This is a genomic window from Paludibacterium sp. B53371, assembly GCF_018802765.1.
Taxonomy (GTDB): Bacteria; Pseudomonadota; Gammaproteobacteria; order Burkholderiales; family Chromobacteriaceae; genus Paludibacterium.
Map to the genome: position 1 here is coordinate 918,052 of NZ_CP069163.1, position 19,288 is coordinate 937,339.

A 19,288-nucleotide genomic window follows, 5' to 3' on the forward strand; every position below is an offset into this window, starting at 1 on the left:
GATGCGCGGCGCTCAGGCCAGAACCTTGCGTCTTGGCATCAGCACCTTGCCCAGCAGGCTGACCGGCGAGCCCAGCCCGGCAGGGACATTCAGACGTTGTCGCAGCCAGAGCATGACGCCCGGCACCAGCCGGACGAACTGCTCGGCGGCACAATGACCGGCTCGGTCGATCAGCCAGATCTCGGCATTGTCCTTGCCGGCAAAGCCCAGCGTGTCCTGACGGCTGACATAGGGATCATTGCTGCCGTTGATGACCAGCAGCGGCACCCTGGGGGCCCCCGCGAGCAGTCCCTGGTGTGCCAGGGAAAACTCCTGTACCAGTTGCCGCGCCTGCGAGTCATCCGGCATCTCCGCCAGTTGCATGGCATTGGCGATGGTCCCGGTCAGGGCATTGTTCAGTGCCAGCGGGCTGGCGCCGGGCTGGGTGTCGAAGCCGACCGGACCGCCGATGTCGACCGCCGCATCGACACTGCCGAGCATCGCCAGCTTGGCCGCCCAGTGTCCGCCAATGCTGATGCCGAGCATGCCGCAACGGGCTTCGGGGTCGCGCAACTGCTGGATGACCTGCTCGTAGACCAGGTGGCTCTCCGGTTGCAGCGGCAGGGTGGTCTCTCCGGTGCCGGGCATGTCCAGCACACAGACACGCATGCCACCGAAACGCGCCAGTGTCAGTGCCAGTTTGTGCAGCTCGAATTTGCCGATGTACACGCCGCCACTGAGGCAGAGGAGGGGGCGCGGGCGACGGGTGGTTTTCGCCGGTTCGAACAGGTGCACCATGATCTGCGCAGCGCCGGTCGGCAACTGCACCGTCAGTGTCTTGCGGCTGAAATGACAGGGAAATTCGGGGGCCGCGCGCAGATAGCAGCGGATCTGGTCGGCGAGCGCCTGCTGCCGTTCCGGTGTGTTGATGACCGGGAAGCGCGCCGCACCGTGGCAGGCCGAGGCCTCCAGCCAGCGCCCGGCGCGTTCGGCCTGCATGGCATGCAAGGTCCACTCATGTGTCCAGGCCCCCGGACCGGTGCCCCAGAAGTTGGTGACATGGCTGCGCACCTGGCGCAGCGATTTGCCGGAAATCCCCTGGGCTTTCAGTTGCCAGGCACGTTCGTCAAACAGCGCCCGGTAGTCCAGATCAAAGGTAAACATGCAGTTTCAAGTCCCTTGCTGATGGCCTGCATATGGCGTCAAACGACGCGGGCAGGCAACGGCATTGCGCGAATGCGGTTAAAGGCGGCTTATTATGATAATAAATTCACTATCATGACAACTTGATAATGGTCAGTACGCGGCGGCGACGCGCTTGAGGTGCGTGACGTCGTGGCGAGTACGGCGAGTCTTGGTGCCGCCATGCTAATGGCATTGCCTGTTGACGACAACCGCTTTGCCGACATGGCAAGGCGCCTCCCTCCTGGCCTGCGAGGGTTTTTCTCTGCAGGACGCCCGTTTTGCACACATCATGCGATAATATCTTCACATAAAGAAAAATGGTGGCGCCAATCTGGCCTGCCGGGTTTGTGAGGGGAGTTTCCGGATGTTCAAGAATTGGTCGATCAGACAAAAAATCCTGATCAGTGTGGCGGTGATCCTGACGGCATCGCTGCTGGTGCTGGCGCTGGTCTCGGCGCATCTGTTCCGCAGTGTGCTGACCGAGCGGCTGGAGCAGCACGAGCTGGTCAAAACGGTGGAAGCCATCCGCAATGATATCGATGCGGCTGTGGCCTTGCCGCTGCACCAGACCCGCCAGATGGCGCGCAACAGCTATGTGCTGGACTGGTTGAGTGCCGGAGAGCCGGCCAGCGGTGTGCCGGCTTTCCAGCACTATGCCGCCGAGGTGAAGAAGGCGACCGGTGCCAGCATCATTTCCTGGTCGTCCGAAGCCACGCTGAACAATTATGGCGATACCTTCCTGGTCAAGGTGCATCCGGACGGTGCCGACAAATGGTTCAAGGATTTTCTGGCCAGTGGGCGAGACAGCGAGTTCAACCTCGGGGTTGAAGACGGCAAGAGTCAGGTGATGATGTTTGTTGATGTCCTGGCGCATGACGCGCATGGCCATCGTTCCATTGCCGCACTGGGCTTTGACGTGACCGCCATGGCCGAGCGCATCCGCAAGATGGCGGTTGGCGACAAGGGACAGGTGTTCGTGGTGGATGATCAGGGCAAGATCCAGATTCATCGCGACCCGTCACTGGTCAAGGTGGGGGACAAAGTCGCCATGGCCAGCCTGCCGGGCATGGCGGACGTTGCTGCCGGGCTGCTGAACAAGACCGCCTTCAATCTGGCGCATTTCACCGGGCCGGATGGTCCGATGGTGGTGGCTTCCAGTTACCTGCCGAGTGCCAACTGGTTTGTGGTGGTGCAGATTCCGGAAGACGAAGTCTATGGGGCCCTGAGCCACACCATGCTGTGGCTGGCCCTGCTGGATGTTCTGGTGCTGGCGGTCGCGCTGCTGCTGATTTTTACCGTATCGGGCAGCATTACCCGGCCGATTGCCCAGCTGCGCGACGCCATGCGCTCCCTGACTTCCGGGCACGGCGATCTGACCATGCGCCTGCCGGTGGAGAGTGGCGACGAGTCTGGCCAGGTGGCCGAGGCCTTCAATGCCTTCATGGCGCAACTGCACGCGATGTTCCTGCGGGTCCGCGATCAGTCCCGGCTGCTGGGCGCCGGTGTCGAGCAGTTGTCCCAGATGAATGTGCGGCTGGAGCAGGGGTCGCGCGCCAATGCCGACATGGCGGAAGCCACGGCGGCCACCATCGAACAGATGACGGTCAGCATTTCTCATATTGCCCAGAGCAGCCATGCGACTGCCGGGATCATTGCCGATGCCGGGGCGTTGACCGATCAGAGTACCGACTCGGTGCGCAAGGTATCCGGCGAGATTGGTACGGTCGCCCAGTCCATGGACGGGGTGACGCAGCTGGTGGGCGACCTGGAGTCCCGCTCCGGGCAGGTCGGCAGCATTGCCGGGGTCATCAAGGATATTGCCGATCAGACCAATCTGCTGGCACTCAATGCCGCCATTGAGGCGGCGCGTGCCGGGGAGCAGGGTCGCGGCTTTGCTGTGGTGGCCGATGAGGTACGCAAGCTGGCCGAACGCACCAGCCAGGCCACGGTGGAAATTGACCAGATTGTGTCTTCGATGCGCGACGCCTCGTCCCAGGCGCTGCAAGGTGTGGCACAGACCAATGAGTCGGTGCAGAGCGGGGTGTTGCTGGTCGATGCCGCGCTAAGCCACATTGCCGCCATTCAGCAGAGCATGCAGGCCGTCATTCGTCAGGCGGGCGAGATCCGTGATGCCGCCAGCGAACAGTCGCGTGCGACCGAAGACATGGCACGCCATGCCGAACAGATGTCGGTGCAGGTGCAGCAGGGCGATGTCGAAATCCGCCAGGCCAGCCAGGTGATCGTGCATCTGGCTGATCTGTCGCGCACGCTGGAGCAGGTGGTGGGCGGATTCAGGCTGTAAACGGCTGCCGGCGGGCCGGCCCGGCGTCAGGCACTGACGTCGATCTGCCCGCCACTGCCGCCACTATCGCCGGTCAGTTCGGCCTGGCTGGTATTGTCGTTAATATCGGCCATCGCCTTGTCGATATCGTTGAAATCACGGTCAATGTCGTCCATCAGCTTCTTGCCGCCCGGCTGCTCGCGTACCAGTGCCTTAAGCATATTGCGCATGCCCTTGAGCTTGGCGGCCAGCTCCTGCAGGGCGTTGGCCAGACTGGCATCCGCCATCTTTTCCTGGGCATCTGCCGCCGCCTCACTGTTACTGCCCGCCTGATGGCTCACCGTCGCATCCGTCTTGTCCTGCCCGCTGCTGTCGACCGCTTCGCTGCTGTCCGTTCCGGCCTCTGTGGTCGTCCCGGCATCGGCCGATACATTGCTGGTCACCTCGGGCAGACTGGTGTCGATGCTGGCACTGCTGATGTCCGCCGTGCTGTCGCCACTGTCTGTTGTCTCCGAACTGCCTTCGTCTGTCTGGCCGGCCACACTGAAGTTGATCGGCTGGCTGCCCCCGCCGCTACTGCCGCCACTGAGTGACTTCAGCTCGGAAGCCAGGGACTTGAGTTCCTTGGCCAGCCTGGAGAGCTCTTGCGCCAGTCCTTTGGCGGTATGGGATGAGGCCATGCTCATCATCTGCTGCAAGGCTTTGACCCGCTGTTTCAGATTCTCGGCACGTTGTGCCAGCGCCGCGCGCCGGCTGCTGCGATTGCTGCGCTGCAAAGTGGCCAGGTTTTTCTTGGCCACCTGCTGATACTGGGCCATGGCCGTTTCCCATTGCGAGATGGTCTGACCCAACACGCTCTTCAGGGTGACCTGATCCTGGCTGGCCGAGTTGACGGTCTTGGCTGGTTCCGCGGATGTCGTGGTACGGCTGCTTTGGCTGGTCGACACGACAATCGGTTGGGAGAGAATACGAATAAGCATATTTTTTACAAATTCTGATGACAATCGTTTATCGGCCGAATGGCGATGATCTTGAGTGAATCTCTGGCCATGCTGCCGTCCCCTGCCTTGCTGTCAGGCCAGTTGTGAGGCCTGCAGGCACGGGCGAGGCTGAGGTTTCTGCTGCCAATGTCGCTGCAAATGCGCGCCCAGTCGGTTGCTGGCATCGCGCAGGACGTCATCGGAGATCGAGGCGAAGGCCAGCTGCAGCCCCGGCGGATAGCGGTCAAGCAGTGCCAGGGCGGAGAGGGCACGAACCGGCAGGCCCTGTGCCGCCAATTCGGCGGCGATCTGCTGATCGTTGAGCGAGGCCGGCAGCCAGAGCACGAAATGAAAGCCGCAGTGCTCGCCGGACAGATGCGGGCGTTCGATCCAGCGGGACAATGTCTGGATCACGATGTCGCGCCGACGCTGATAGGTGCGCCGCGCCTGGCGGATATGGGCGTACAGGTCGCCGGATTCGATCATGGAGGCCAGGGCCTGCTGCTCGATCAGACCGGGGTGGGCGCCGGTGGCATACAGACGCTGAATCAACGCGGCCCGCCAGCTTTGCGGCACGATCATGAAGCCGATACGCAAAGAGGTGTAGAGCAGCTTGTTGAAGCTGCCACAGAACAGCACATGGTCAGCGCTGTCGCTGGATTTCAATGCCGGTGGCGGCGATTTCAGATAGTTGTATTCGCTGTCATAGTCATCCTCGATGATCAGGCTGCCATGATGCCGGGCCCAGTCCAGCAAGGCTGCCCTGCGGGATGCACTCAGGGTATACCCCAGCGGAGACTGGTGTGCCGGCGTGACATAGACCGCGGCACAGGGGGTGTTGCCCAGCGCCTCGACGCGAATCCCCTCCTGATCGACGGGGGTCGGCTGCAGGGCCAGACCGCGGGATTCAAAAATTTCCCGCGCCTGACGATAGGTCGGGTCTTCGATCGCCACGCGCGCGCCTGCCGGCAGCAGTCCTGCCACCAGGCTCAGGGCCTGGCGAATGCCGGTAGTAATCACGACATCTTCTGCCCGGCACTCAATGCCGCGCACGCCCTTCACATAGACGGCTACCGCCTGGCGCAGGCGGGCCAGCCCGCCAAATTGCATCAGATGCATGTCGTCCACCTCAATACTGCGCGTCGCCCGGGACAGATGCTGGCGCCACCTGGCCATATCCAGCAGCAAGGGGTCTGCCGAGCGGGCGATGAATGCCTGGCGTGCCGGGCCGGGCCCGCAGGGCGCCATGCCGTGCGTGTCGGGCAGCGGGGCCGGCTTGCTGTCCGGTACGGGAGACGTCGGGCTATTGCGCACCTTGCACGGCGTGTCGGGCAGCAGGAAGTGTTCGGGCAACTGTGCCGCCACAAAGGTGCCGGCACCCTGGCGCCGCTCCAGATAGCCCTCGATCGCCAGACGCTCGTAGGCCTGCTCGATGGTGCCGCGAGACAGGGACCAGCGGCTGGCCAGCTCGCGGCTGGAGGGGACTTGTACGCCGCGGCGCAAGCGTCCCTCGAGAATCGCCTGCCGCAGGCTGCGATACACCTGGTCCTGACGGGTCAGTCCGGTCAGGGAGGGATTGTCGAGTAGCGGGATGTCGAGGGTTTTCACGGTACGCATAGCGGTCTGCAAAGTGGTCTATTGTAAAAACATATAAGTGGTGCTTCTTGGTGATCCACTATGCGTTTAGGCTTACTGTGCGTCAAGTAATATTCATGGGGAGCGCGAAAATGAAAAAATTCTTGGCATTCCGTGGCCTGGCTAACTTATTGTTAAATCAGTGGTACATCGGCATGGTCAGCCATGTCGGTCGGTCTTTTCGCCCCGATGTCGAAGCTTTGGGCGAGGGCCTGCAGGATCGGCAGGGAGGATGGCGCATGTGCCAGTGTCTGTCTTCCCGCCGGGCTGCCAAACTGCCGCCTGTTTGAGGGCAGGGCAGCGTTGTGACGGGCAGATCGGCCTCCGCCGGGTCAGGACAGGATCAGGTGGAACGGAAGGTCTAAAAAAACAGAGGAGAGAACCTTCCGGCTGTATCTGCTTTCCGGGATAAAGAAAAAGGAGAAAGCAGAATGATTGGAGAAAAATTTCGCCGTCAGCGTCAGGCGGTGGGCCAGGGATGGTATTGGGGCATGGGCCTGCAGATCAATGAGGCCTTGCATGACAAGCGTGTCGTGGCCGTGATGCAACGTACCAAAGCCTTGCCGGTCGCTTGCTCTTGCCCGCAAGGGGTGCAGTGCAGTCAGTGCATGCCGATCTCGTTCGACGACGATTGAGGCAGTGCGTTGAGTTGATCGATCAGTGCGGCCAGAGCCGGGTTGGCTCTGGCCGTTTCGTTGTAGCAAAGTCCGACACGGCGATGAGGGGCATTTCCGGTCAGGGGACGCAGCGCCAGATCCGGTCTCCCGGCCGCCAGAGATTGCGGCAGCAGCGCCACGCCAATGCCGGTGGCCACCAGTGACAGGGCCAGGGTGAAGTTATCCGCCTGAGCGGCAAAGCAGGGCACCTGATGCTCTGGCTGGTTGTACCAGGCCATGAGCACCGGATGGGAGTCATGGCCGGGACAGGCGATCCAGTCCACCCCGGTCAGATCGGCATGGGCAATTGCCGCGCGGCTGGCCAGCGGGTGGTCATGGGGCAGTACCAGTACGAAGGGCTCTTCCCACAAAGGCAGAAACAACTCCTCCTCGCAGCGCAGGCTCTCGGGGGCCAGCCGTGCTTCTCCCTGACAGCCTTGCCGCAACGTCAGTTGCAGCAAAGGGTCGCTGCGGTGTGCCAGTCGCAGGATGGATTCGATCTGTGCCGGACCCGGTTCGCCCTCCATGCCCAGGGTCAGCAGCTTGCAGGGCTCGCTGTCCGCGCAAAACAGTCCATCCAGCGCCTCGGCATCGGCGACCAGTTTGCGCGCGCGCGGGTAAAGCTGGCGTGCGGCATCGCTGATCGCCACGCCACGGGTCTGGCGCAGGAACAGGGTGGTGCCCAGCCGTGCTTCCAGTTGCCGGATGGTCACGGACAAGGTTGGCTGGCTCAGGTGCAGGCGCAGTGCCGCGCTGCTGATATTGCGCTCTTCGTAGACGGCGATGAAGGCTTTGAGCTGGCGGATATCCATAGATATTTTCGATGTCTGTTCTAGAAAAACAGTATTTTTCAGCTTGTTTTGGCTAAATTATACTGCATTCCATTCTTTGTTATCGTCTTTATCTATTTCAGGAGTCATCATGCAAAAGCCTCTCGTCATCATTACCGGTGCCAGCTCGGGTATCGGCGAAGCCACGGCCCGCCTGCTGTCCGAGCGCGGCTACCCGCTGCTGCTGCTGGCGCGCCGACTGGAGCGCCTGCAGCAACTGGCCTTGCCCCAAACCCTTTGCCGTGCCGTGGATGTGACCGATGCCGCTGCCCTGGCCGGTGCCGTTCAGGAAGCCGAGGCGCTGTATGGTCCGGCAGACTTGCTGATCAATAATGCCGGCGTGATGCTGCTGGGCAGTATGGCCGGTCAGGATCCGCAAGAGTGGCAGACCATGCTGGATGTGAATGTGAAGGGTTTGCTGAACGGGATTCATGCGGTGCTCGCCGGCATGGTGTCGCGACGCCATGGCACGATCATCAATATCAGTTCGATTGCCGGGCGCAAGACCTTCCCCAGTCATGTGGCTTATTGCGGCACCAAGTTTGCCGTGCATGCCATCAGCGAGAATCTGCGTGAAGAAGTGTCGGCGCAGGATGTTCGTGTGATCACCATCGCGCCGGGAGCCGTCGAGACCGAATTGCTCGGGCATACGACCGATGCGGCGATCAAGCAGGGTTACAACGAGTGGAAGCAGCAGATGGGCGGGGTGCTGAATGCCCAGACGGTGGCGGAAACCATTCGCTTTGCCTACGAGCAACCCCAGCAGGTCTGCATTCGGGAAATCGTCCTGGCGGCGACACGCCAGCCAGCCTGATCTCCCCCGGATCAGTGGCTGTGCGGCAAGTCGTCCTGACTGCGAGCCTTGATATCCCGGTACTCTTCGCAGAAGCTGCAGTGGCAGTTCCCGTGCGGCATGCCGTAGTCGTCGCCGGTTGCGCTGTGTGCATGACGCGCGGCGCGCACGGCCTGAAAGTGGTGGATCCAGCGCAGGATCTGCGCGCCGAGCTGATGTTTTCCAGTCATTGAAATCTCCAGAATCAATTGCCCGCACGCTACCCCTGAGGTGGCGTGCGGTTTTTGTGAATAACCAGGCAATGATCCGGGAGCTGTCCGTCGTGTCCCATCGGCGGATTCCTATATTTCTGACATATCTATTGTTTTTTTCTGTCAGATTTTGAGTGCCCAGTGCCCCATCCTCGCGGGCGGTTCCCCCAGGTTTGAGCAGCTTAATGTGCTGTATTTCAAACAGGTTTGTGGCAAGAGCGAGACAAACCGGCCTGGTCGCGTTTCGGTTCTCTGGCGCCATCGGCTGCTTCATGTTTGAATAATGACCGTCGGTCAATTAATTATCGGGGAGAGTTACCATGTCACAACCACGTCGCGCCTTGATTACCGGCGCATCCAGCGGTCTGGGGGCCGACTTCGCACGCCAACTGGCGGCCAGGGGGAATGCGCTGGTTCTGGTGGCACGCAGCGAAGCGCCGATGCAGGCCCTGGCAGACGAGCTGCGCCAGCGCTATCAGGTCGATGTGCAGGTACTGGTGCAGGATCTGGGACAACCGGGCGCGGCGATTGCGCTCAAGCAGCAGACAGACCGGCTGGGCTGGCAGATTGATGTCCTGGTCAACAATGCCGGGTTTGGTGTGCATGGCGAGTTTCACCGCCAGCCTTTGCCGCGGCTGCAGGACATGCTGCAACTGAATATTTCCACGTTGACCGAGCTGACGCATTGCTACGCGGCCGATATGGTGGCACGCGGGCAGGGTGAGATCTTGCTGGTGTCGTCCATCGGGGCTTACCAGGCGACGCCGACTTATGCCGCCTACAGTGCCAGCAAGGCCTATGTCCTGCTGCTGGGCGAGGCGCTGCACGAGGAGTTGCGTCCCTACGGCGTGACGGTGAGTGTGGTGGCGCCCGGCATCACGGCGACGCAGTTTCTGGCCGTCTCCGGTCAGCGAGCCACGCCGTACCAGAAGCTGGTGATGATGCAGAGCCCTGAGGTGGTGCGTCAGGCGCTGGCGCTGTTGCGTCGCCGGGGGGCGGCCCGGGTGCCGGGATGGGTCAACCGCCTGACGGTGTTCTTCAACCGTTTCATGCCGCGCAGCTGGCAGCGCAAGGTGGCTTTTCAGCTGATGCGCAATGACTAGGGACCCTAGTCTTCCGAGAAAAAGCGGCTGCTTTTCCTGGGTTCAGCGGTCGCGGGCAGGCTCTGGCTGATGATCTTGCCGCTGCCCGGTTCGGTGATGGTCAGGTTGTCGTTCAGTCGGTAATTGAACTTGGTGAGGTTGCGGCAGCTGATGCAGATGCCGATGGCCCGGATGGCGTACAGATTGCCTGCGGTACGGGTCACCTGGCCACGCAGGGCATGGCGGCGCAGCGGGGTTTTGCAGAACAGGCATTCGCCCATTAACTGGCCGAACCGGGCGCCATTGTCAAATACCACCGGCAGTTGGCTGTCCACCGAGGGACCGGCCAGCAGGGTAAATTCCTCATCGGTCAATTGCATGAGCAAGGCACGCGCCGGCGTGCTTTTTTTCTTTCTGAGCATGGATGCTTGAATCGGGAAAGGTTCTGGCGAAAGGCTTCGCGCTCCCTGTGGCGGGAACCGGTATCCGGCGGGGCCACAAAAAGCGAGGGGGCAGGGTAAACATCTCGCCGCCCGATGTCAATGCGATGCTTGCCTGCCTCAGTCGAGCAAGCGGCGCGCTTCGGCCATCAGCGAATCGGTCAGCCGGCTGATCAGCGTGCTCTGCATGGCCCAGCGGTGCCAGAACAAGGGCAGGTGAAAGGGGGCTGCCGGGCAAAGGTCGACCAGCTCGCCCTGATTCAGCCGCTCGCCGATCAGCAGGCTGGAAACCAGCCCAAAACCGGCACCGGCCGTGATGACATCGACGAACTCATTGATTGACGGGATCAGGTGAAAGGGAAACACGCCGTTAAAGTCCGGATGCTGTTGTGCCAGGAAGTCGAAATGCAGCGGATCATCATGGCTGACCAGTACTGCCGGCGCACGCGCCAGCGCGCTATCGGTCATGCCGTGGGGGAAGTGTTGCCGGGCAAACGCGGGCGTCGCCACGCAGTAAAAACGCATGGCTCCCAGTTCGGTGACCTCCCCGCCGGGCAGGGCGGTGGGGTGCTGGCTGATGCAGCCCAGTACCGTTCCGTTGCGCATCATCTGCTGGGTGCGTGACTCATCATCGACATAGACTTGCAGCAGGGTGCGTGGTGTTGACGGCATCCATTGCATGCAGGTGCGGACAAACCAGGCCAGGGTGTCATTACTCACCGCGACCGCCAGCACCTGATAGCTGTCGGCATCGGCATTCATGCGATGTTCCAGTTCCCTTTCCAGCAAGGCGACCTGGCGCACATGGCGCAGCAAGTGTTCTCCCTGGGCCGTCGGTGCCATCGGTTGTGCCCGTGTCAGCAGGCGCTGCCCCACACTGTGTTCCAGCTGGGACAGGCGCTGCGACACCGCCGACTGGGTGATGTGCAGGCTGCGGGCCGCCTTGTCGAAGCTTTGTTCGCGGATCACGGCATCCAGGGCGGCCAACTGTTTGTAGTCAATGCGCAGGCTCATGATTAGCGCCTCTAATCCATATCCAGAATTATGAATTGTACAACAAGTATATTAGTCGTTTAGATTATTAGAGGACGCTGTTTTACTGCGGCGAGACCAGAAAATCAAAATAAGGGGTCAGACAATGACAGATGCCGTAGCGCAAGATCGTGGCGCCAAGAAGCTGGGCTTGGTGGCACTGACCGCCCTGGTGATGGGCTCAATGTTGGGGGCCGGGATTCTTTCCCTGCCACAGAATATGGCGGCGACTTCCGGTGCTGGTGCCGTGATGATTGCCTGGGGCATTACGCTGTTTGGCATGCTCATGCTGGCGCTGGTCTTCCAGAACCTGTCGAATCGTCAGCCAGATGTCGAGGGCGGGGTGTATGGCTATGCCCGTGCCGGTTTTGGCGATTTCATGGGCTTCAACTCGGCCTGGGGCTACTGGATGTCCGGCTGGGTCGGCAATGTGTCGCTGTTTGTGGTGATGTTCTCGGCACTGGCGGGCTTCAAACCGTTCGCCCTGTTTGCCGATGGCAATAACTGGCAGTCGATCCTGGCATCGTCCATCCTGCTGTGGCTGTTGACCTGGACCGTGATGCGCGGCGTGCACGAGGCGGCCTTCGTTAATATCCTGACCACCATTGCACGCATTCTGCCGCTGATTCTGTTTGTCATCGTGGTGATCCTGGCCTTTCAGGTCAAAACGTTTTCCATGGACTTCTGGGGCAGCGTCAAGCTGGGCTCGGTGCTGGACCAGGTCAAGGGCTCAATGCTGGTGACGGTCTGGGTGTATATCGGTATTGAAGGTGCCACGGTGTATTCGACCCGGGCACTGAAGAAGAGCGATGTCGGTCGTGCCACCGTGGTGGGCTTCCTGCTGACTTCGGCGTTGCTGGTGGCGGTGTCGGTGCTGTCGCTGGGCATCATGAGCCAGCCGCAGCTGGCCGGCCTGAAGAATCCGTCTGCCGCCGGTGTGCTGCAGCACGTCGTCGGGCCATGGGGGGCCGATCTGATCAACGCCTGCCTGATCATTGCGGTGGGGGGGGAGCTGCTGGCCTGGACCATGCTGCCGGCTGAAATTCCTTACCTGGGCGCGCGTGACGGGGTCTTCCCGAAAATGTTCGGTAAGGTCAACCGCCATCAGTCTCCGGTCAATGCCCTGTGGCTGACCAATGGTCTGATTCAGGTGATGTTGCTGGTGACGCTGTATAGCTCGGCCGGTTACCTGGCCCTGCTGTCGCTGGCCACCTCGATGGTGCTGATCCCTTATCTGCTGTGTGGTGGCTATGCCTGGATGGTGGCACTGCGCGGCCAGGGGTATCCCGCCGGTAGCCGGGCGCGCAATCGCGACATGCTGATCGGCGTGCTGGCAACGGGGTACTGTGTCTGGCTGATTTATGCAGCAGGACTGAAATACCTGTTCCTGTCGATGATTCTGTATACCCCGGGGATTGCCTTTTACTGGTGGGCCAAGTGGGAACGTGGCGAAAAGCCCTTCAAGGGCTTCGAGGCAGCGCTGGCCCTGTTCATGGCCGTGCTGGGTGTGATCGCCTGCTTCATGCTGGCCCAGGGCAAGATCAGCCTGAGCTGAGTGGGTCGGTTTCAGTTCGTCATAAGAAGGTTGTTTTGCTCCCTCGCCGCGGCACAGGCCGCGGCTTTTTTTGTGTCGTGAGCATGGTCTGCCTACTGCGCCGGATGCTGGCGGCGGTATTGGTCCGGTGACACGCCGGCCAGTCGCTGGAACATGGCGATGAAGGCCGAGGCGGTGCTGTAGCCGAGATCCAGGGCAATGTGCTGCACGCTCAGGTTCTGCTCCAGCATCGATAAGGCGGTCAGATATTTCAGGCGTTGTCGCCATTCGCTGAAGCTCAGTCCCAGTTCGCGCTGGAAGCGTCTGGCCAGGGTGCGTTCGGTGCTGTGCAGCCGGTCGGCCCATTGCGCCAGGGTGTCGTTATTGCCCGGCGCTTGTTGCAGTGCGCTCAGCAGGCGTGACAGCAGGGGGTCGTTGCTGGCCGGCAGGTAGCTGTCTGAGCACCGTGCCAGTTGCATCTGGTCCAGCAGTACATCGGTCAGACGCCGGTCGGCCCCGGTTTGCGGCACGTTCAGTCCGCGTGCGGCAAAGTCTTCCAGAATCGCCTTGAGGATCGGCCCCAGTTGCAGGGCGCAGGGTTGCGCAGGCAAGTCACGGCAGTAATCGGCATCGATATAGACCGAATGATGGCGGCCGCCTTGCAGGGTGTGGGCATCGTGTTCATGATCCGGCGGCGTCCACAGGCCATATTGTGGTGGCGCCAGAAATGGTCGGCCATCGATGGTCAGTGCCATCACGCCGCTGGCGGAATAGCTGAGCTGGCCCCAGGGGTGGCGATGGCTGAGAAAGCGGTCATTGGTGGCAAATTCATTGAGTCGCAGATAGACCGGATAGGGCAGGGTCGTCAGGTCAGGCGGAAACAGCACGCTGCTGGCCGGCATGGCAGGCTTTCGGTATGGATTGTCTGGTTTGCATTATATCCCTTGAATCGGTCTGGCCGACAATACTGTCATTGTGATGACGGATATTTCTTATGCGCGTTTCTGCCCGACACTATGTGCTGCCCTTGCTGGCGGTGCTGATCTGGGGTGGCAATACCATCGTGTCGAAGTTGTCGGCCGGCAGCATTGATGCCGCGGCGATTTCGTTTTATCGCTGGCTGATCGCTGCGCTGTGCATGACCCCCTTTGTCTGGCGCGACTGGCTGGCGCAGCGGGTGCTGATCCGCCGTCATGCCGGGCAATTGGTCTTGCTGGGGTTCCTGGGCATGGTGGCTTACCAGTGTCTGGCCTACCTGGCGGCCAAAACCACCACGGCGACCAATATGGGCTTGCTGCAGGCCACGCTGCCGCTGCTGACGGTGGCGCTGTCGGTCCTCTGGCTGGGCGAGCGGGTGACGCGTGGCGATCTGGTCGGCGGTGTCCTGTCGCTGGTGGGACTGGTCTATCTGCTCAGCCATGGCGATCCGGCGGGCTTGCTGCGGCTGGGGGTGGCGCCGGGCGATGGCATCATGCTGCTGGCCTGCCTGGCCTATGCCGCCTACAGCGTTTTGCTCAAGCGCTGGCCGATCGCGCTGAATCGCTGGGCCTCGCTGTGCCTGCAAATCTGGTGCGCGGTGGGGTTCCTGCTGGTGTATTACCTGGCGGCCGGTGCACCCGGTGTCCGTCTGGTCGCCCTGCCGCTGGTGTTGTATGCCGGCTTGCCGGCATCGTTGCTGGCGCCGATGTTGTGGCTGGCCGGGGTGCAGGCGCTGGGGCCGCAACGTACGGCCGCGCTGATGAATCTGATGCCGGTGATCACGGTGGCGATTGCCAGCCTGCTGCTGGGCGAATCATTGCACGCGTATCACCTGGTGGGTGGGGCGCTGGTGCTGGGCGGGGTGTTGCTGGTGCAGACCTGGCGCCAGCCCCTGGGCATGGCCCCGGTCAGGCTGCGAACGCTCTGAGCGGCGCGCGGTTTACAACAGCGCCCACAGGCCGATGATCATCACCACGACCAGCACCACGGCCAGCACCTGGGTGGTATGGCGCTCCTTGTCGAGCGCCTGGTGCACGGCGTTGTTCAGTGATTCGATTTTTTCCATGCGTTGCTGCAGTTCGTGCCGATCCTGGTCCTGCTTGATCAGGGTCTGCAAAATGGCCTCGCCGCCGAATTCGGCAATCATGGTGCTTTCGCAGACACCAATCAGCCGGTTGACCTTGTCTTTGTAATACAGACCGGAGCGCTGTTGCTCGTCGCTCCATTCGAAATCGAAGCCCTGCTTGGCGAAGAAGGCCTGTTTGTGCAGTCTTTCCGACTCGCTGGTACCGGCCTGAATCATCAGCATGCCGGGGCTGGCGCTGTATTCCGGATAGGTCCCCTTGACCCAGGCGATGACGGCCGCGAACAGGAAGTCATCCAGCCCGGCCCCCTGCAGGGTGTCGGTGATCAGGATGCCCGCCTTGGGGCCAAAGGTGATCGAGCGGCTCGGGTGGTCGACGCGGACCCAGGCACAGTTGCGGCTGGCGTGAAAGCGCGCCTCGTCTTCCGGAAATGCGCCCCAGCTGCCGTTTTGGTTGATGGCATAACCGCGGCATTGCACGCGGAAAAAGTCCGATTGCTGGGTGACGGCACGATTGCGCTGCAGGATGCCGTACAGCAGGACGCTGCTGTCTCGCTGCAACTTGATAATCGACTCCCCCAGCGGCATGGCGATGTTGGCCAGTGCGGTATCGCTTTCCGGTGCCTTTATTTCCGTTGCGCTGGCGGCTTGTGCCGCGACATGTTCGGATGCGGGTTGGGTCATCGCCGAAGGTCTGCCAAGGGTAGTGGTCATGCCAGTGCTGCGTCGCTCGTGTGCTTCAAGGGCTCTATCCTGCATTAAAAATGAACTGTTACAAAGCAATTTGCAAACAAAATGCCTATGACGTTGGATTTGGCGCAAAACAAGCTGGCGGATGGCCGTGGTCAAGGATGCCAGCTTCTTCGTCACAACATGTATAATGACGCACTGTCACCGGGGGTGCCGACGTCCATTCAGGGGCTTGTCGGCTGAGAAATACCCTGATTACCTGATCTGGTTCGTACCAGCGTAGGGAGCGTGATCGGCACAGTTCGCTGCGGCCACGCTCCCGCGCCTTTTGGAGAGTGTCCGAATGAAGTTGCGCCAAGTTTGCCTCGCCGTTTCCCTCTGTGCCGCCGCGCTGTGTGCCCAGGCTGCCGATCTTCGTGTCATCACCCACAGTTCCTTCGATGTGTCCAAACCGCTGCTGGCGGACTTTGAAAAGCAGACGGGTATCAAGGTTCAGCTGATCAAGGGCGGTGATGCCGGCGAAATGCTCAACAAGCTGATTCTCACCCGCGCCAATCCGATCGCCGATGTGGTGTTCGGTCTGGACAATTCGCTGGTGGGCAAGGCGGCCAAGGCCGGGGTGATCGAGCCGCTGACGCTGAAATCCGATGGTCGCAAGGCACGTTACAGCTTGCCGGATGGTCTGGTGAGCACCGATTACGGTTATGTCACCCTGGTGTATGACAAGGCCTGGTTTGCCAAGAGCAAGCTGGCGTTGCCAAAGTCGCTGGACGATCTGACCCTGCCGGCCTATCGCGATCTGCTGGTCGTGGAAAACCCGGCAACGTCCAGTACCGGTCAAGGTTTCCTGTATGCCACCATCGGTGCCCTCGGCGAGGACAAGGCTTTTGCCTTCTGGGGCAAGCTGCGCCAGAACGGTCTCAAAGTGGTGAATGACTGGAGCGCCGCCTATAACACCGAGTTTTCCCACAACGGCGGCAGCCGGCCGATCGTGCTGAGCTATGCGACCGATCCGGCGGCAGAAGTGGCTTTCAGTAAAGTCAAATTGACCGAGTCGCCGGTGGCGACCCTGCCGTTGTCTGGTGCCGTGTATCAGCAAGTGGAAGGTGCCGGCCTGATCAAGGGCGGTCAGGCGCGTGCGGCGGCGGAGAAGTTCATCGCCTTCCTGCGTTCGGCACCCGTGCAGCAGGATCTGCAGACGACCATGTGGATGTATCCGGTGATGAGCGGTACGCCGCAGGCCCCGGTGTTCTCCTATGCCAAGGAGCCTGCCGCACACCAGACGCCGTCGGCTGAAACGCTCCGCAATAAGGGGCAAGGCTGGATCAAGCGCTGGACTCAGGTGGTACTCAAATAAGATGCGTTCCATGCGTTGGCTGGCGTGGTTGCCGCTGGCCCTGTTGGCCGCGCTGGTGGTCCTGCCACTGGGGCGGCTGATCGCCGAAGGGGCCGGCGCGTTGTCGCTGGCCTTTTTGTCCGATCCTTATTATCGCTGGCGTTTGCTCTGGTCTGCCGGGCAGGCGCTGCTGACCTGTCTGCTGGCCCTGCTGTTCGGCGTACCGGTGGCCTGGACGCTGGCACGTCTGGAGTTTGCCGGCCGTCGCTGGCTGATCCGGCTGGGCATGTTGCCCTTTGTCATGCCGACCCTGGTGGCCGCCATGGGGGTGCTGGCCCTGTTCGGGCCGCAGGGGCTGACCGGCCTGCATGGCCAGGACACGCCCTGGCTGTTGCTGTATGGCAATCTGTTTTACAACTTGCCGCTGATGGTGCGTGCAGCCCAGGAAGGGTTTGCCCGTCTGCCGGCGCATCGTTTGCAGGCGGCGCGCTCGCTCGGCGCCAGCCCCTGGCGGGTGTTCTGGCGCATTGAGCTGCCCGGTGCCATGCCCTGGATTTGTTCTGCGCTGTGTCTGGTTTTTCTCTATTGCTTTTCCGGCTTTGGGCTGGCCTTGCTGCTCGGTGGGCAGCATTACGCCACCGTGGAGGTGGAGATTTATACCCTGGTGGCCTATGAGCTGAATCTGACCGATGCCAGTTCGCTGGCGCTGACGGTGTTGCTGGCCACCGGGCTGGCAGCACTGGCCTATGCCTGGCTGGAGCGGGTGCTGGCGCGTCCGCTGCGGGGTGAGCCGCAGGCGCGCGTGGCGGCGGGGGATGCCTGGCAATATGGCCTGCTGTGCCTGTCCTTTGTGTTGCTGGGCTTGCTGGCCCTGGCGCCGCTGGCGGCGATTGCCTGGCGGGCGCTGACGGCGGGCGCCGCCTGGCAGGTGCTGACCGAGCCGGAGGTCTGGCGGGCTTTGTACAATACGGCGCGCTTCACCCTGCTGGCTCTGCTGGGTGCCTGCCTGTTCGGTCTGGCACACGCCTTTGCCGCCCGTCGCAGTGTTTTGCTGGGGGCGCTGGCCTTCCTGCCCTATGCGGTGTCGCCTGTCTGTGTCGCCTTTGGTCTCTTGCTGCTGTATCCCGGATTGAGTGCCAGTCTGGTGATGTTGCTGGGGGCGTATACGCTGCTGGCCTATCCCTTCATCGCCCGCGGTTTGTCGGCGACACTGGATGCCGTTCCGGCACATTTGCCCCAGGCTGCCCGTTCGCTGGGGGCTTCGCCGTGGCGCGTGGTCTGGCGTGTGTTGCTGCCGCTGGCGGCGCCGGCATTGCGTCGCGGCATGGCTTTTGCCGCCGCGACGGCGCTGGGCGAATTTGCCGTCACGCTGTTTCTGTCCCGCCCGGAGTGGATGACCCTGACGACGCTGATCTATCAACGTCTGGGGCGCCCGGGGGACTTGAATCAGGAGAGTGCTCTGGTGCTGTCCTGCCTGTTGATGGGGCTGGCCATGCTGGCGTTTGTATTGATTGAATGGCAGCGCGAGGAGGCTGGGCATGCTGATCATCGATAAGGTTTCGAAGCGTTTTGGCTCGCAGTGGCCGGCCCGCGACTTGTCTCTGACCGTCGGGCAGGGAGAGATTGTGGCCTTGCTGGGGCCTTCCGGCTGTGGCAAGAGCACCTTGCTCAAGCTGATTGCCGGTCTGGTGCAGCCGGATGCCGGATCGATCCGTTTTGCCGGGGAGGATCTGGACGGCGTGGCGCCCGAGGCGCGGCATTTTGCGCTGATGTTTCAGGATTTTGCCTTGTTCCCGCATTTGAATGTGCTGGAGAACGTCTGTTTCGGGCTGGTCGAGCGGCGAGTGCCGCGCGCCGAGGCGCGACAGCGTGCCGCCGGTCTGCTGGCGACGGTGGGGCTGGCCGGCTATGAGCGGCGACCGGTCGGGCAGTTGTCCGGCGGCGAGGCGCAGCGGGTGGCGCTGGCGCGGGCTCTGGTGACCGAGCCACGGCTGTTGTTGCTGGATGAGCCGTTTTCCAGCCTGGATGCCCACTTGCGGCTGGCCTTGCAGGCCGAGTTCCGTCAGCGTATCCGCGATCTGGGCATGAGTGCCGTGCTGGTGACGCATGATCGTCAGGAGGCCTTTGCCATGGCGGATCGTATTGCGCTGCTGCATGAGGGACAGATCCGGCAGTGTGCCGCCCCGGCCAGCTTGTTGTCCTCGCCGGTCGACAGCTGGGTGGCCCGCTTTATTGGTTTTGAGAATGTCGGGCCGGACTGGGCGCTGCCGGCGGCAGCCTTGCAGCTGGATGCCCAGGGTCGGGATGCTTGCATCGACAGTGTGATGCCACAGGCGGAGGGGGTGCGGCTGACCCTGAATCAGGCCGGGCAGCATTACATCATGAGTCTGTCTGGTCGCGAGCTGGCGGCGCTCGGCGCTTCACTTCAGCCCGGCAGCGAGATTGGTTTGCAGATCGATGAGTCTCGGCGCCTGCGTTTCAGCAAGGTGAGCACGGCAGCCGATTACAATTATTAATGCTTT

At 61.8% G+C, this 19,288-nt stretch carries 19 protein-coding genes and 1 riboswitch; of the genes, 10 read left to right on the forward strand and 9 right to left on the reverse strand.

The window, feature by feature from the left end; all coding sequences use genetic code 11:
- Positions 1-12: 12 nt before the first annotated feature.
- Complete coding sequence (locus JNO51_RS04365) at positions 13-1,143, reverse strand: alpha/beta hydrolase (RefSeq protein WP_215781800.1); 1,131 nt, start codon at positions 1,141-1,143, stop codon at positions 13-15.
- A gap of 385 nt (positions 1,144-1,528) precedes the next feature.
- Between JNO51_RS04365 and JNO51_RS04370 the strand changes: the two genes are divergently transcribed.
- A complete protein-coding gene (locus JNO51_RS04370; protein WP_215781803.1) occupies positions 1,529-3,466 on the forward strand; it encodes a methyl-accepting chemotaxis protein in 1,938 nt (645 codons plus the stop codon).
- 26 nt (positions 3,467-3,492) lie between these two features.
- Here the strand turns inward: JNO51_RS04370 and JNO51_RS04375 are convergent, their stop codons facing one another.
- Together JNO51_RS04375 and JNO51_RS04380 are read right to left on the reverse strand one after the other, a co-directional pair.
- Complete coding sequence (locus JNO51_RS04375; protein WP_215781805.1) at positions 3,493-4,425, reverse strand: hypothetical protein; 933 nt, start codon at positions 4,423-4,425, stop codon at positions 3,493-3,495.
- Between the two features lie 93 nt (positions 4,426-4,518).
- Positions 4,519-6,042, reverse strand: a complete 1,524-nt coding sequence (locus JNO51_RS04380; RefSeq protein ID WP_215781807.1) for a PLP-dependent aminotransferase family protein — start codon at positions 6,040-6,042, stop codon at positions 4,519-4,521.
- 110 nt (positions 6,043-6,152) lie between these two features.
- Between JNO51_RS04380 and JNO51_RS04385 the strand changes: the two genes are divergently transcribed.
- Both JNO51_RS04385 and JNO51_RS04390 read left to right on the forward strand, forming a co-directional pair.
- A complete protein-coding gene (locus JNO51_RS04385; RefSeq protein ID WP_215781808.1) occupies positions 6,153-6,350 on the forward strand; it encodes a hypothetical protein in 198 nt (65 codons plus the stop codon).
- 141 nt (positions 6,351-6,491) lie between these two features.
- Entirely contained in the window at positions 6,492-6,695 is a 204-nt protein-coding gene (locus JNO51_RS04390) for a hypothetical protein (RefSeq protein ID WP_215781809.1), read from the forward strand.
- Here the strand turns inward: JNO51_RS04390 and JNO51_RS04395 are convergent.
- Positions 6,662-7,528, reverse strand: coding sequence for a LysR family transcriptional regulator (locus tag JNO51_RS04395; protein WP_215781810.1), 867 nt, complete (start codon positions 7,526-7,528; stop codon positions 6,662-6,664). The genes JNO51_RS04390 and JNO51_RS04395 overlap by 34 nt on opposite strands.
- 109 nt (positions 7,529-7,637) lie before the next feature.
- On the opposite strand from JNO51_RS04395, the gene JNO51_RS04400 reads away from it, so the two are divergent.
- Positions 7,638-8,360: an SDR family oxidoreductase gene (locus JNO51_RS04400; RefSeq protein ID WP_215781811.1), complete on the forward strand. Its 723-nt coding sequence runs from the start codon at positions 7,638-7,640 to the stop codon at positions 8,358-8,360.
- Positions 8,361-8,371: 11 nt separating this feature from the next.
- Here the strand turns inward: JNO51_RS04400 and JNO51_RS04405 are convergent, their stop codons facing one another.
- A complete protein-coding gene (locus JNO51_RS04405) occupies positions 8,372-8,569 on the reverse strand; it encodes a hypothetical protein (protein WP_215781812.1) in 198 nt (65 codons plus the stop codon).
- Between the two features lie 341 nt (positions 8,570-8,910).
- Between JNO51_RS04405 and JNO51_RS04410 the strand changes: the two genes are divergently transcribed.
- Positions 8,911-9,693 carry an SDR family oxidoreductase gene (locus tag JNO51_RS04410; protein ID WP_215781813.1) on the forward strand — a complete coding sequence of 261 codons (783 nt, stop codon included), beginning with the start codon at positions 8,911-8,913 and terminating at the stop codon, positions 9,691-9,693.
- 5 nt (positions 9,694-9,698) lie between these two features.
- On the opposite strand, the gene JNO51_RS04415 is transcribed toward JNO51_RS04410, so the two are convergent.
- A complete protein-coding gene (locus tag JNO51_RS04415; RefSeq protein WP_215781814.1) occupies positions 9,699-10,094 on the reverse strand; it encodes a hypothetical protein in 396 nt (131 codons plus the stop codon).
- A gap of 138 nt (positions 10,095-10,232) precedes the next feature.
- Positions 10,233-11,126 carry a LysR family transcriptional regulator ArgP gene (locus JNO51_RS04420; RefSeq protein ID WP_215781815.1) on the reverse strand — a complete coding sequence of 298 codons (894 nt, stop codon included), beginning with the start codon at positions 11,124-11,126 and terminating at the stop codon, positions 10,233-10,235.
- A gap of 124 nt (positions 11,127-11,250) precedes the next feature.
- On the opposite strand from JNO51_RS04420, the gene arcD reads away from it, so the two are divergent.
- On the forward strand, positions 11,251-12,699 hold the full coding sequence (gene arcD, locus JNO51_RS04425; RefSeq protein WP_215781816.1) for an arginine-ornithine antiporter: 1,449 nt from the start codon (positions 11,251-11,253) through the stop codon (positions 12,697-12,699).
- Positions 12,700-12,791: 92 nt separating this feature from the next.
- On the opposite strand, the gene JNO51_RS04430 is transcribed toward arcD, so the two are convergent.
- Positions 12,792-13,580: a helix-turn-helix transcriptional regulator gene (locus tag JNO51_RS04430; protein ID WP_215781817.1), complete on the reverse strand. Its 789-nt coding sequence runs from the start codon at positions 13,578-13,580 to the stop codon at positions 12,792-12,794.
- A gap of 92 nt (positions 13,581-13,672) precedes the next feature.
- Between JNO51_RS04430 and JNO51_RS04435 the strand changes: the two genes are divergently transcribed.
- Complete coding sequence (locus JNO51_RS04435; RefSeq protein WP_215781818.1) at positions 13,673-14,584, forward strand: DMT family transporter; 912 nt, start codon at positions 13,673-13,675, stop codon at positions 14,582-14,584.
- Between the two features lie 12 nt (positions 14,585-14,596).
- Here the strand turns inward: JNO51_RS04435 and JNO51_RS04440 are convergent, their stop codons facing one another.
- Positions 14,597-15,454 (reverse strand): hypothetical protein, encoded by an 858-nt coding sequence (locus JNO51_RS04440; RefSeq protein WP_215781819.1) that lies wholly within the window; start codon positions 15,452-15,454, stop codon positions 14,597-14,599.
- Positions 15,455-15,626: 172 nt separating this feature from the next.
- Positions 15,627-15,734: riboswitch (TPP riboswitch) on the forward strand.
- A gap of 39 nt (positions 15,735-15,773) precedes the next feature.
- Here JNO51_RS04440 and JNO51_RS04445 point away from each other — a divergent pair.
- The 3 genes from JNO51_RS04445 to JNO51_RS04455 are packed head-to-tail and all read left to right on the forward strand — an operon-like array spanning position 15,774 to position 19,282.
- On the forward strand, positions 15,774-16,787 hold the full coding sequence (locus tag JNO51_RS04445) for a thiamine ABC transporter substrate binding subunit (RefSeq protein WP_252346185.1): 1,014 nt from the start codon (positions 15,774-15,776) through the stop codon (positions 16,785-16,787).
- Between the two features lies 1 nt (position 16,788).
- On the forward strand, positions 16,789-18,321 hold the full coding sequence (locus JNO51_RS04450; RefSeq protein ID WP_215781820.1) for an iron ABC transporter permease: 1,533 nt from the start codon (positions 16,789-16,791) through the stop codon (positions 18,319-18,321).
- Positions 18,305-19,282, forward strand: coding sequence for an ABC transporter ATP-binding protein (locus tag JNO51_RS04455; protein WP_215781821.1), 978 nt, complete (start codon positions 18,305-18,307; stop codon positions 19,280-19,282). Before JNO51_RS04450 ends, JNO51_RS04455 begins: the two co-directional genes overlap by 17 nt.
- The last annotated feature ends 6 nt before the right edge of the window (positions 19,283-19,288 follow it).

Bases quoted from the DNA above. Each gene is read 5' to 3' on its own strand.
- JNO51_RS04365 (WP_215781800.1), bottom strand. From the start codon at position 1,143: ATGTTTACCTTTGATCTGGACTACCGGGCGCTGTTTGACGAACGTGCC.
- JNO51_RS04370 (WP_215781803.1), top strand. From the start codon at position 1,529: ATGTTCAAGAATTGGTCGATCAGACAAAAAATCCTGATCAGTGTGGCG.
- JNO51_RS04375 (WP_215781805.1), bottom strand. From the start codon at position 4,425: ATGCTTATTCGTATTCTCTCCCAACCGATTGTCGTGTCGACCAGCCAA.
- JNO51_RS04380 (WP_215781807.1), bottom strand. From the start codon at position 6,042: ATGCGTACCGTGAAAACCCTCGACATCCCGCTACTCGACAATCCCTCC.
- JNO51_RS04385 (WP_215781808.1), top strand. From the start codon at position 6,153: ATGAAAAAATTCTTGGCATTCCGTGGCCTGGCTAACTTATTGTTAAAT.
- JNO51_RS04390 (WP_215781809.1), top strand. From the start codon at position 6,492: ATGATTGGAGAAAAATTTCGCCGTCAGCGTCAGGCGGTGGGCCAGGGA.
- JNO51_RS04395 (WP_215781810.1), bottom strand. From the start codon at position 7,528: ATGGATATCCGCCAGCTCAAAGCCTTCATCGCCGTCTACGAAGAGCGC.
- JNO51_RS04400 (WP_215781811.1), top strand. From the start codon at position 7,638: ATGCAAAAGCCTCTCGTCATCATTACCGGTGCCAGCTCGGGTATCGGC.
- JNO51_RS04405 (WP_215781812.1), bottom strand. From the start codon at position 8,569: ATGACTGGAAAACATCAGCTCGGCGCGCAGATCCTGCGCTGGATCCAC.
- JNO51_RS04410 (WP_215781813.1), top strand. From the start codon at position 8,911: ATGTCACAACCACGTCGCGCCTTGATTACCGGCGCATCCAGCGGTCTG.
- JNO51_RS04415 (WP_215781814.1), bottom strand. From the start codon at position 10,094: ATGCTCAGAAAGAAAAAAAGCACGCCGGCGCGTGCCTTGCTCATGCAA.
- JNO51_RS04420 (WP_215781815.1), bottom strand. From the start codon at position 11,126: ATGAGCCTGCGCATTGACTACAAACAGTTGGCCGCCCTGGATGCCGTG.
- arcD (WP_215781816.1), top strand. From the start codon at position 11,251: ATGACAGATGCCGTAGCGCAAGATCGTGGCGCCAAGAAGCTGGGCTTG.
- JNO51_RS04430 (WP_215781817.1), bottom strand. From the start codon at position 13,580: ATGCCGGCCAGCAGCGTGCTGTTTCCGCCTGACCTGACGACCCTGCCC.
- JNO51_RS04435 (WP_215781818.1), top strand. From the start codon at position 13,673: ATGCGCGTTTCTGCCCGACACTATGTGCTGCCCTTGCTGGCGGTGCTG.
- JNO51_RS04440 (WP_215781819.1), bottom strand. From the start codon at position 15,454: ATGACCACTACCCTTGGCAGACCTTCGGCGATGACCCAACCCGCATCC.
- JNO51_RS04445 (WP_252346185.1), top strand. From the start codon at position 15,774: ATGAAGTTGCGCCAAGTTTGCCTCGCCGTTTCCCTCTGTGCCGCCGCG.
- JNO51_RS04450 (WP_215781820.1), top strand. From the start codon at position 16,789: ATGCGTTCCATGCGTTGGCTGGCGTGGTTGCCGCTGGCCCTGTTGGCC.
- JNO51_RS04455 (WP_215781821.1), top strand. From the start codon at position 18,305: ATGCTGATCATCGATAAGGTTTCGAAGCGTTTTGGCTCGCAGTGGCCG.